The sequence below is a fragment of the Bombilactobacillus bombi genome (assembly GCF_013607485.1).
In the GTDB taxonomy this organism is placed as follows: domain Bacteria; phylum Bacillota; class Bacilli; order Lactobacillales; family Lactobacillaceae; genus Bombilactobacillus; species Bombilactobacillus bombi_A.
The window spans coordinates 1-11,979 of the sequence record NZ_SCHP01000036.1 but is presented as its reverse complement, the minus strand read 5'-3'; the positions used below and the strand labels follow the sequence as shown (position 1 = coordinate 11,979).

General features: G+C 35.0%; 14 protein-coding genes and 1 pseudogene. All 15 read left to right on the top strand.

Features of this window, described 5'->3' with window-relative positions; translation table 11 throughout:
- Window positions 1-103, top strand: a pseudogene (locus EQ827_RS09320) (IS982 family transposase); the annotation flags it as partial.
- A gap of 4 nt (window positions 104-107) precedes the next feature.
- Window positions 108-326, top strand: coding sequence for an NAD(P)H-binding protein (locus tag EQ827_RS06655; RefSeq protein WP_181190220.1), 219 nt, complete (start codon window positions 108-110; stop codon window positions 324-326).
- Between the two features lie 135 nt (window positions 327-461).
- Window positions 462-1,211, top strand: a complete 750-nt coding sequence (locus EQ827_RS06650) for a tyrosine-protein phosphatase (protein WP_181190219.1) — start codon at window positions 462-464, stop codon at window positions 1,209-1,211.
- A 175-nt stretch (window positions 1,212-1,386) separates the two neighbouring features.
- Window positions 1,387-2,262 (top strand): ABC transporter ATP-binding protein, encoded by an 876-nt coding sequence (locus tag EQ827_RS06645; RefSeq protein ID WP_181190218.1) that lies wholly within the window; start codon window positions 1,387-1,389, stop codon window positions 2,260-2,262.
- A 1-nt stretch (window position 2,263) separates the two neighbouring features.
- Window positions 2,264-2,998, top strand: coding sequence for an ABC transporter permease (locus EQ827_RS06640; RefSeq protein ID WP_181190217.1), 735 nt, complete (start codon window positions 2,264-2,266; stop codon window positions 2,996-2,998).
- 35 nt (window positions 2,999-3,033) lie between these two features.
- Window positions 3,034-4,143, top strand: a complete 1,110-nt coding sequence (locus EQ827_RS06635) for a sensor histidine kinase (RefSeq protein WP_181190216.1) — start codon at window positions 3,034-3,036, stop codon at window positions 4,141-4,143.
- A 4-nt stretch (window positions 4,144-4,147) separates the two neighbouring features.
- Window positions 4,148-4,753, top strand: a complete 606-nt coding sequence (locus tag EQ827_RS06630) for a response regulator transcription factor (protein ID WP_181190215.1) — start codon at window positions 4,148-4,150, stop codon at window positions 4,751-4,753.
- 22 nt (window positions 4,754-4,775) lie between these two features.
- Window positions 4,776-4,907 carry a hypothetical protein gene (locus tag EQ827_RS09130; RefSeq protein WP_258231811.1) on the top strand — a complete coding sequence of 44 codons (132 nt, stop codon included), beginning with the start codon at window positions 4,776-4,778 and terminating at the stop codon, window positions 4,905-4,907.
- A 214-nt stretch (window positions 4,908-5,121) separates the two neighbouring features.
- Window positions 5,122-5,478: a DUF1516 family protein gene (locus EQ827_RS06625; RefSeq protein WP_181190214.1), complete on the top strand. Its 357-nt coding sequence runs from the start codon at window positions 5,122-5,124 to the stop codon at window positions 5,476-5,478.
- 148 nt (window positions 5,479-5,626) lie between these two features.
- On the top strand, window positions 5,627-6,268 hold the full coding sequence (locus EQ827_RS06620) for a deoxynucleoside kinase (RefSeq protein ID WP_181190221.1): 642 nt from the start codon (window positions 5,627-5,629) through the stop codon (window positions 6,266-6,268).
- Between the two features lie 143 nt (window positions 6,269-6,411).
- Entirely contained in the window at window positions 6,412-7,611 is a 1,200-nt protein-coding gene (locus EQ827_RS06615) for a glycosyltransferase family 4 protein (RefSeq protein WP_181190213.1), read from the top strand.
- The gene (locus EQ827_RS06610; RefSeq protein ID WP_181190212.1) at window positions 7,601-8,632 is read left to right on the top strand and encodes a glycosyltransferase family 4 protein; all 1,032 of its coding nucleotides are present in this window, start codon (window positions 7,601-7,603) and stop codon (window positions 8,630-8,632) included. The genes EQ827_RS06615 and EQ827_RS06610 overlap by 11 nt, the downstream gene beginning before the upstream one ends.
- 3 nt (window positions 8,633-8,635) lie before the next feature.
- The gene (locus tag EQ827_RS06605) at window positions 8,636-9,658 is read left to right on the top strand and encodes a lysylphosphatidylglycerol synthase transmembrane domain-containing protein (RefSeq protein ID WP_181190211.1); all 1,023 of its coding nucleotides are present in this window, start codon (window positions 8,636-8,638) and stop codon (window positions 9,656-9,658) included.
- A 22-nt stretch (window positions 9,659-9,680) separates the two neighbouring features.
- The gene (locus tag EQ827_RS06600) at window positions 9,681-11,747 is read left to right on the top strand and encodes an LTA synthase family protein (RefSeq protein WP_181190210.1); all 2,067 of its coding nucleotides are present in this window, start codon (window positions 9,681-9,683) and stop codon (window positions 11,745-11,747) included.
- Between the two features lie 14 nt (window positions 11,748-11,761).
- The coding region (locus EQ827_RS06595) for a Fur family transcriptional regulator (RefSeq protein WP_181190209.1) at window positions 11,762-11,979 on the top strand (218 nt) is incomplete at its 3' end.

Here is an 11,979-nt window from a genome sequence, read left to right as displayed (position 1 = left end):
TAATCTTTTTGATATTGAACGTAATCGCGCTCGTTCACTAGCGGGATTTCAAACGCGGTTAGATCAATGTTTGTTTGTAGATACTATCAGAAAAATTAACTAGCACAATGCGTAATACTATTGTGCGCCCAGCTGCCTTAACAAACAAAAATCCCACTGGAAAAATTGCTTTAGCAACTAATTTGGACTTAATCAATCACGGACAAGTGCGCACGATTACCCGCAGTGATGTAGCACAAACAATTGTAGAGTGCCTTGATCAACAGGCAACATTAATCAGGCTTTTGATATTAGTAATGGTAATTTACCAATTAACCAAGCTCTAGACAGTTTAATTAATTAAATATGTTTCAATTTAAACAGTCAAAATTACCGCGGCAGCTATTGTCGCGGTTTTTTATAACAACTAAATTTAGAAATGTAGTACACTAAAAAGATAAATTAAGTGATGAGGTAAATAAATGAAATTAATTAATTTTCGTGATTTGGGTGGTTTAACAACCCAAGATCACCATACAATTAAAACCAAGCAACTTTTACGTTCGGGCGAATTGGTGGGTTTAGATAAGGATACTAAGAACAAATTAAGGGAGGATTATCATTTAACTTTAGCCATTGATTTTCGCCGCGATTTTGAAATCAAAGAACGCCCTGATGATCAAATATCTGGTGTGGAGATTATTAACATTGATATTTTAAAGTCTGCGAATAATAATGCCAGTTTAGAGGACTTTATCACGATTGGTGCCAGTGACCAGGTTGATCAGCATATGTTAAATATTTATCATGATTTAGTCATGGATCCTAATGCTCAAGCTGGTTATCAACAATTCTTGCAATTAGTCCTTCACAACACTACAGGTTCCACATTGTTTCATTGCTTTGCTGGAAAAGATCGAACGGGTTTTGGAGCGGCTTTAATTCTAAGCTTGTTAGGTGTGGATGAAGCGCAAATTCTAGCTGATTATTTAAAAACTAACCAAGACCGTAAGGATGCCAATGATGCTATTATTGCTACTTATCGTCAACAAGGAGCTAGTCCTGAAGCATTGGAAGCACTGGCTATTGCTTTATATGTGAAACCAGAATATTTACAACTGGCTTTTAGTTTAATTAAGGAAAATTATGGGGATATTATAAACTTTGCCCAACAAAAATTAAATTTTGGACCAGAAGAGGTAACACAATTACGAAATAAATTTTTAAGATAAACTAATTAGATTACACATTAAAATTTGATATTTATCAATCATTAGACACAAAGCTGGGGCCACATTGGTCCTAGTTTTTTATGACATTTGTCATATCAATAAGTTACGTTTATGACTTCTGAGGTTAAGGCTTAATTGCTAAACTAGCTTTATTAGTTCAAAGGGGTAAAAAATCATGACAAAAGTAATTACAGTCCAAAATCTTAGCACTAAGTACGGGCAAAAGGTTGTTTTGGAAAATTTAAGTTTTACCATCCAAGCGGGAGAAATCGTGGGATTATTGGGTGCTAATGGGGCTGGAAAGACGACTCTAATTAAAGTGCTTTTAGGAATGCAGGAAATTAATTCAGGTCAGGTTCAAATTTTGCAGCAAAATCCACATTCCCAAAGTATTAAGGAGCAGATAGGTGTTATGTTTCAAGATGATTTAGTTATCAAGCGAGTCCGAGCCGTCGAATTAATTGAACTAGCGCGTTCTTTATATTCCAAGCCTTTAGCTAGTAAGAACTTAGAGCAAATAGCTGATTTAGGCAAGGATGGGAAAAATTACGTTAATAAACTTTCAGGCGGACAACAGCGGAAATTAAATTTTGCTTTAGCATTGGCGGGTGACCCCACGTTATTATTTTTAGATGAACCAACGGCGGGAATGGATACAACTAGCCGTCATCACTTTTGGCATTATGTTCGGCAATTAGCTGCTCAAGGCAAAACAATTATTGTGACAAGTCATTATTTAGCAGAAATTGAAGATATTGCGACACGGATATTATTTTTAAAGAACCACAAGCTCATTCATGATGGCAGCTTGGCAGACTTAAGAGCTAACTTTAGTTATAAGAGTGTAACTTTTAAGAGCAACTTAACACCACAGCAGTTAGCCCTTAACAGCGGTAATTTACAAAGTTATGAACACAATCATTATCTTTTTGTAGTTCAAGATATCGATCAATTTTTACAAGAACTGGTTTCACAAATGTCTCAGATTCATGATTTACAAATCAAGGAAACATCATTGGATGATATTTTCCAACAACTTGAGGAGAAATAATATGCATAACTTTCGATTATGGACCCAAATTAATTTTAAACGATTAATTGGGCGTAACTTACGCTCTTTTATTTTTTGTATTCTAGTGCCGGCCGCTTTTTATCTTTTATTTACTAAGGTCATGAATCAAGGGATGCCCAGAGATTTTAAACAGACATATTTAATCAGCATGGTAATTTATGCAACATTGCTCAGCTCTGTTATCACAGTTTCCAATAATACCTTGGCTGATCGGGAACAACATGTTTGGCGCCTACTTAAAGTTACGCCCTTGAATATATCTACTTATTATGGTTCCCTTTTTTTAAATATTTTATTATTATCAGTTATTGAAGTAGCGGCAATGGAATTAATAGCATTTTTAGTAGTGGGTGTTGAGTTAACTTTAAGTAATTGGGGATTAATTATTTTATTAGCTACTTTAGGTAGTTTGCCTTTAATGCTCTTTGGTGCTTCAATTACTTACTTAGGAGACGGCAATACTGTTAATCTAGTATCTTCCATGTTAGTTTTTCCAGTTGCAGTATTAAGTGGATTGTGGTGGCCATTATCAATGTTTCCACATTGGCTGCAAAAAATTGGGCAATTACTGCCAACTTACCAAACATATGACTTAATTAACCGAGTAATTCAAAAACATTCTTGGCCGCTAACTTCAATATTAGGTGAAATAATTTGGTTAATTATTGGCATAATTATGATATTATTTGTTCAAAAACATTCACATGCTGTTTAATTAATAAGTAGAATTAAAAAGAGAGTAGAAACTTTATGAACTTTATCCGAAAATATATCTTATTTCCCCGCCGTTTTGGTTTTAGCCCTTATCTGTGGCTGTTGTGGTTGTTATTACCCTTAGCCCAGTTATTCCCTTATCGCCAGCTCCAAGATTGGATAGCTTTAATGTTATTAATAATATTTGTATGGTTTTATCGTAATAGTTGGACAGTTACTGCTTGGGAAAGCTTTTGGCTAATCGGCCAATATCTCATAACGTTAATTTTGATTTATTTACAGGGGATGTTTTCCTTATTTTTATTTACTGCTTGGGTGGTAGGTTCCTTACCAATTAGTAAAGCTAAGTTCAAACGCTACTTATTGATTTACTATTTAGCTGTTGCTTGGGGAATTTTATTAGTATTCAGCCAAGGCTACTTGGTTAAAAACTACTGGAATGGCGTTGAAATAGTACTTTTCTTATTTATTGTTCTTTCACCCTTTGGTGGCCGATCAGTTCGCAATACCTACTTGCGTTCCGGCATCTTAAAACAGCAAAATAAACGTTATGAAATGTTAATCCGCCGCGGCGAACGTGAACGGATTGCCCGTGACTTGCATGATAATTTAGGCCAAGTTTTTGCCACGATTACTCTCAAGGCCGAATTAGCTCAGAAGTTGCTGAATAAAAAACCAGCCGCAGTTCATCAACAATTAGCAGAAATTCAAGCTACAGCCCGGGATAACTTGTCATTGGTTCGTGAAATTGTTACTGACTTACGTCAAATTACTTTAACAGAAGCCTTAGTGAATTTAACAGACAAGCTAGCAGGGTTGAAAATTTCCTTATGGACTAGTCAAGAAGAACTCGCCCAACAATGGCCGCTTGCCGTTCAAGAAACAATTGCAGCAATTTTGCAGGAAGCAATGACTAATGTAATGCAATATAGCCAAGCCAATACAGTCTGGGTTACTTTTGCACAGACTCACCAGCAAGCGTTAGTTACTATCACTGATGACGGGAAGGGTTTTAAACAAGTGCGTACTGGAGCACATGGTATTATGGGCATGAAAGAACGCACCCAACAGTTACAAGGAGAGTTTTTAATTACCAGCAATCATCAGGGGACAACCATCAAATTAACGCTGCCCTTAAAGGAGTAAGTGTATGATAAAAATAATTTTGGCTGAAGATCAAATAATGCTAAGTTCTGCTTTAGCAGCTATTTTGAACTTGGAAGATGACTTAGAAGTTATTGCTAATTGTAATAACGGCCAATTAGCATGGAATTGTATTCAACAACAACAGCCAGATCTTGCCTTATTAGATATTGAAATGCCCCAAATGAATGGTTTACAGGTAGCTCAAAACATTTATGAACAACATTTAACTACCAAAACTATTATTTTGACTACTTTTGCTAATAAAAGCTATTTTGAAAAAGCAGTTGCTGCCCATGTGAAGGGCTATTTATTAAAGGATAGCTCCAGTGATGATCTCGTAGATGCTATCCACCAAATCTTGATGGGAAAGACTTTATATGCGCCTGAATTAGTGCAGTCAGTGTTAAGTGGCGCTGCCAACCCCTTAACTAAGCAGGAACAAAATGTTTTAGTAGGTATTGCTGCTGGTTGGACCACCACAGAAATTAGTCAAAAGCTATTTTTGTCAAATGGTACTGTACGTAATTATATTTCGGCTATTTTAAGTAAATTGGCTGCTAAAAACCGTATTGAAGCCGTTAATGTAGCTCAAGCTCAAGGATGGCTATAAGAGGAGAGGTTAATCTTCTTACATGATTATGTTAAAAAATTATGAACTAGGTAATTATACCGAAGCAAGCAATGATTATCAGTATTTCAAAAAGAAATGGCCCCATATTTCAGTTTATTCTTTGGAATATCAGCAAGCCCAACAAGATTTTTAATTAGCAATCGTTTCAGTACTATATCTAAAAATTGGTTGCATTACGTAATTATAATTATGAAATATTTAACTGAAGTGCACTAATTTATTCTTGGCTATCGATAAGAACAAGGCTTGAAGAACAAGACTTGCAAAACAACTCTTATCCCCACCCAACTTTGTCACTTATTAGTAGTATAATATGGGAGGAAAATTCTTTTTAATGGAGTGATAAAATGTTGTGGCCTTGGTTACACTTAGTTTTTGGAGTGATTTTATTAATTGCAATTATTGGAGGCATGTTGACTACGGTACCGATAGCTAAAATTTGGGTAATGATTGCTCGAATTTGTTATTTAGTTCTCATTATCAGTGGTATTTTAATGTTGGGATATGCATGGCACGAACACCCAGCATTAACAATTTTTAAAATTATTATGGCTCTAGTACTGATTGGCGTAATAGAAATGGCTTTTTCTAAAAAACTTCAACGTTCATTTTCTCGACCAATTTTTTATGGCGCTCTATTTTTAGCAATTATTGTTGTGATAATCGGCTTTACAATGACTGGTGGCTTTCCTTTATTTAGCTAATTATGAATAAAATTCCCTTAATAACTGCTTAGTAGCAATGAATCATCAGCACTTACTACTATATTTGGTACTTTTGAAAAGCAGACTACAATATATGGATGAATTATGCTATTATATATTAGTTGTTTAAAAGGGGAGGAAGCAAATGATGATAGTACTAAGCGGCATGATTGGTGCTGGCAAAAGCAGTCTGGCAACTATTTTGTCAGAGCATTTAGGGACACAGGCCTTTTACGAACAAGTAGACGATAACCCAGTTTTACCCTTGTTCTATGCTGATCCTAAAAAATATGCCTTTTTGCTGCAAATCTATTTTTTAAATAAGCGTTTTGCTTCAATTAAGCGCGCTTTAAGTGATGATAATAACGTATTAGACCGGTCAATTTATGAAGATTCTTTATTCTTTCATATTAATGCAGACATGGGGCGGGCGACTGAACAAGAAGTTCAAGTCTATGATGAATTATTAGATAATATGATGGAAGAATTGCCTTATGCTGCCCATAAAAAGGCTCCCGATTTATTAGTGCATTTAGTGATTTCTTATGACACAATGTTAGAACATATTCAAAAACGTGGGCGTCCTTATGAGCAACCACAAAACGACACTTCTTTGGTGGATTATTATCATAATTTATTAGAGCGCTATGATTCTTGGTATCAAAATTATAATTATAGTCCTAAAATGCAAATTAATTGTGATGAATATGATTTTGTGGAAAATGCAAGTGATCGTGAAAAAGTCTTACAATTAATTGATGCTGAACTGAAAAAACGGGGCACAATTTAATTTAGTAATTTTTTACAATAATAGACTTTAATGTATTATAAATAAAAGCAGCCTTCGGGCTGCTTTTTGAATACGATGATAGGCTTTAATGTTAGATTTTGTTATAATAAGATATATTAAACTGTTTTGAGGAGAGCTACGTAATGAACATTGGTATATTTACAGATACTTATTTTCCACAGGTTAGTGGAGTAGCCACATCCATTCAAACACTGAAGAATGACTTGGAGCGTAAAGGCAATACGGTTTATATTTTTACGACCACTGACCCTCATGTCACTAAAAATACGATTGAACCTAATATTTTTCGTTTGGGAAGTGTACCCTTTATTTCTTTCACTGATCGTCGTGTGGCTTTCCGTGGGATGTTTCATGCTTTAAAGTTGGCTAAAGAATTAGATTTGGATATTGTTCATACACAGACAGAGTTTTCTTTAGGCTTAATTGGGAAGTTTGTTGCCCACAGTTTGAAAATTCCTTGTGTGCATACTTACCATACAATGTATGAAGACTATTTGCATTATGTCTTAAATGGACATTTACTAAAACCTTATCATGTTAAACAAATGTCTAAACTCTTTATTTCAGGTATGTCTGGTGTGGTGGCTCCTAGTCAGCGCGTGTACGACACTTTACACGGCTATGGAATTAAGACTCCAATGCAAATAATTCCCACGGGAGTTGACTTATCGGAATATACGCAGCCAATTGACACTTTAACTTTGCGTCAACGATTACATCTCAATGAACAGCAGCCGATCTTACTGACCCTAAGTCGAGTAGCCCATGAGAAAAAGATTGAAATTCTAATTAGTAAAATGCCTCAATTACTTCAAGTGTTTCCAGATTTAGTCTTATTAATTGTTGGCGATGGCCCAGATAAAGATGAATTAGAGCAGCAAGTCCAGCAATTAAAGATTACTGCGCATGTTATTTTTGTTGGAGAAGTAGCACACAATCAAGTGGCTCCATATTATCATTTGGCAGATTTGTTTGTTTCGGCTAGTGATACGGAGTCTCAAGGTCTAACCTTTATTGAGGCAATGGCAGCGGGCTTAAAGTGTGTTGTGCGTTCAAGCCCTTATACAGACGACTTATTTGATGATCCATCTTTAGGAGTAACCTATAAACATCCAGAAGACTATGTAGGTTTAGCCACGCAGTATTTGCAGCATGGTCCTGTATTTAACGATGTAGAGCCACGACGAAAAAAATTATACGCTATATCTTCTGATTATTTTGGTGATCGTATTTTAGAATTTTATCAAGACGCTTATAAATATTTTTTGCGTAGGAAATTGGCGAATGAACCATTAAAGGACGGCCAATATTATGACGATTAAAATTACTATGTTTTCTTCAGCTCAAAAAGTCGCTGGTCAAGGAGTAGGTAGCGCTTATTCGGAATTGATTCGACTTTTAAAAACTTATTTAAAAACTGATTTTGAGTTACATTTTAATGATTATCATGCAACGGATATTAGCCACTATCATACAATTGATCCCCAATTTTATTTATCGACTTTTTCGAAAAAGCGTGGCCGCAAAATTGGGTATGTTCATTTTTTGCCAGAAACCTTACAAGGAAGTTTAAAAATTCCGCACTTCTTAAATCCATTAGTTGCTAAATATGTAATTGGCTTTTATAAACGGATGGATCAACTTGTAGTAGTCAACCCTAGTTTTATCCCCCAATTGCAGTCTTATGGTCTTGATTCTAAGAAAATCAAATATATTCCTAATTTTGTTTCGCAAAAGGAATTTTATCCTTGTTCTCAGCGCCAACGAGCTCATATTAGACAAGACTTAGGTCTAAAAGATAATGACTTTGTGGTTTTTGGTGACGGTCAGGTGCAAAAAAGAAAGGGTATTGATGACTTTTACAAATTAGCCCAGCATAATCCTCATATTAAATTTATTTGGGCTGGCGGTTTTTCCTTTGGTGCTTTAACAGATGGTTATGACCACTATAAGCAATTAATAAAGACTGCTCCCGTAAATATGATGTTTACGGGCATTATTAGTAGAGATAAATTAAACGATTATTTAAATGCAGCGGATTTATTTTTATTGCCTTCTTTTGATGAACTGTTTCCAATGTCCGTTTTAGAAGCTTTTAATACGCATACGCCAGTACTTTTGCGTGATTTAGAGTTGTATCATAATATTATTCAAGGATATTATCAGCCAGCAGACAATTACGCGGATATGAATCAGATAATTAGACACCTTGCTAGTAATCCAGCAGATTTACAACAGTTAGCTTTAATGGCAGCTTCAGGGGCTAATTATTATTCTGAACAGCATTTAAGCCAAATTTGGAAAGAGTTTTATTGGCAACAGTACAAGCAAAAAAAGAGGTAACTCATGAGTCGTAAAAATCAAATATCAGCCTTGATTATGTTAATTATTGGTTTAGGTGTCTTCGCTTTTGAAATGCGTACCACTAATTTGCAAGCCTTATGGCAACAAGCTCTCCAGATGAATTTATTTTGGTTGGTAGTTGCTTTTTTAGCGATGTTTTTATCTTATTTTTTTGAAGCACTAGTTTTAAAAGTTCTCTTAAAAGGGCGCGAAGATTCTTTAAGCAATTGGTGGAATATTTTGCGGATTCCCTGGATTCAGGCCTTATTTAATGCGATCACGCCTTTTTCATCAGGGGGGCAGCCAGCTCAACTAATCGCTCTGTTACAATCCGGTGTTGAAGGTGGACGAGCGAGTTCAGTATTGTTAATGAAGTTTATCATTTATCAAACTATTGTTTTAGTAAATTTCATTATTGCAATGATTTTTAAATTTGAAAGTATCGCTCATCAGTATGCAGCCTTGGCCTTTTTAATTGCTGGTGGCTTTGTCATTCATGTATTTACCATTGGCCTATTGTTGATGATTATGTTTTATTATCGGTTAACACGCAAATTAGTCATGGGAATAATGAAATTAATTTCAATTTTTGTAAATCGGCAAAAAGCACAATCTTGGACACAAAAAGCACTTACAAAGATTGACACTTTTCATAAAGAAAGTTTAGTATTAAAAAAAGAATGGCCTAAAGTTTTATTAGCAACTTTATTGACGTTTATCCAGTTATTGTTTTACTATTTGGTAGTCTATTTTACTTTATTGGCTTTACATGTTCAACGTGCCCGAATTATGGATGTTTTGATTATGCAAATAATGATTGTCATGATTACTTCCATTTTTCCCATACCTGGAGGTACAGGTGGCGCGGAGTACAGTTTTAAAACTTTATTTGCACGCTTTGTAAGCCTGCCCAGTCAACTTTATTTAGGGATGTTTATTTGGCGTTTTATTACTTATTATTTAGGAATGTTTCTTGGAATTATTGCAGTAGCATTTAAACCAATCAACGAACGCAAGCATGGATAACTGCGTGGAGGCAAATTTTTTAATGAAGAACCTAGGGAAAAAAATTACTAACTTTATCAATACTAAATTGGGGTTTTTTGCATTAGCAGTTTTATTATGCTGGCTCAAAACTTATTTTATTTATTTGACTAAATTTAATTTGGGCGTTAATGGCAGTATGCAGGCCTTTTTACTGTTTTTGAATCCTATTCCAACAACATTATTACTTTTGGGTATTGCAATTTATATGAAGGGCCGTAAGTCGTATGTGTATATGTTAATTATTGATGCAATTACATCGACTTGGTTATTTGCCAATATTTTGTATTACCGTGAATTTTCTGATTTCCTGACTATGACCCTGATGAAGGGCTCTAGTTCAGTCTCGAACAATCTTGGCAAAAGTATTATTGGAATCATCAAACCTACTGATTTTTTAGCCTTTATTGATGTTGTCATTTTGATTATATTGTTATTGTTTAAAGTTATAAAAATTGATATCACTAAATTAAATGTACGTATACCTGCAACCATTAGTGCCATTGCCATAGTGGCTTTTGGGATTAATTTGACTTTGGCGCAGCAAGATCGTTCAGGCTTGTTGACGCGGACTTTTGATAATAACTATATTGTGAAATATTTAGGGCTTAATACGTTTTCTGTTTATGATGCAGTCAAAGCTGCCAAAACTAGTGCAGTCAAAGCTAATGCTGACAGTTCGGATATGAAAACCGTGAAAGATTATATTAATAATAATCGAGTTGCCTCCAATATTCAGTATACAGGTGTAGCTAAGGGCAAAAATGTCTTTATTATTCATCTCGAAAGTTTTCAGCAATTTTTAATTGATTTTAAATGGGACAACCAAGAAGTAACTCCCAATATTAATAAACTCTATCATTCAAAAAGTACTGTAAGTTTTGATAATTTCTTTAATCAAGTGGGTCAAGGCAAGACAGCCGATGCAGAATTAATGTTGGAAAACTCCTTATTTGGTTTGCCTGAAGGAGCAGCTATGGTTACTGATGGCACATCTAATACCTTTCAAGCTGCCCCAGCTATTTTGGATCAACACGGTTATACGACAGCCTCTTTTCATGGGGATGTTCCTAGTTTTTGGAATCGTGATAACACATATAAATCCTGGGGATACGATTATTTCTTCAGCTCTAAATATTATAAAGAGAAAAAAGACTACAATATTGGCTATGGTATGAAAGATAAGATCTTTTTACGTGATGCAGCTAATTATGTCCAGCAGCTGCCTCAGCCATTTTATGCTAAATTAATTACAGTCACTAATCACTATCCTTACATGCTTGACAAGAAGAATCAAACTATTCAAAAGACCAATACTGGCGATAGTACTGTTGATGGTTATGTTCAAACTGCGCATTATTTGGATCAATCAATTGGCGAATTTATGGCTTGGCTAAAGGCAACAGGACTAGATAAAAAAAGTGTTGTTATTTTTTATGGTGATCATTATGGTATTTCAGCTAACCATAAAAAGGCCGTAGCTAAATTATTAAACAAGAAAAAGTTTGATAACTTTGATAATGCCCAATTTCAACGGGTACCATTTATGATTCATATGGATGGTTTGCAAGGCGGTATTAACCACACTTATGGCGGCGAAATTGATGTTTTACCGACAATTTTAAATTTACTAGGCGTTAAAAATGATGATACTATTCAATTTGGAAGTGATTTACTGGCGCCGCAGCGATCACAATTGGTAGCTTTTCGCAATGGCGATTTTGTAGCTCCGGACTTCACTAAAGTCAACGGCACGTATTATTACACTAAAACTGGGAAACCTGTAGGAACCCTAACTGACGATCAACGTCAAAAAGTGGAACAGATGTCCAATCGGGTAGATACAGAATTATCCTTGTCCGATAAAGTGATTACTGGTGATTTATTGCGTTTTTATTCACCAGAAGGCTTTCAAAAAGTCGTTAAAAAAGATTATAATTACACTAAAAGTAAAGCTCTTAAACAGTTACACCAGCAAAATCGCCACAAAAAGAATAGTTTAATGATGAAAAATCATAATAAATCTTTAATGAATTTGTATCATACTGACGCACCTGAGCTCACTAAATAAGGGAGGAATTTAACATGGCTAAGACAGAATTAGAAACCTTAGTGGATAGTTTACGTGCTCAAAAAATTCGCATAACTGATCAACGCTTGGCAATTCTGCAATATATGATGACACATCATAATCATCCAACAGCAGAGGATGTTTATAACGACTTAAAAGCCACTACAAGCAATGTTAGCATTGCGACTGTTTATAATAATTTACGCTTTTTATCTACCGTTACACCAATTCA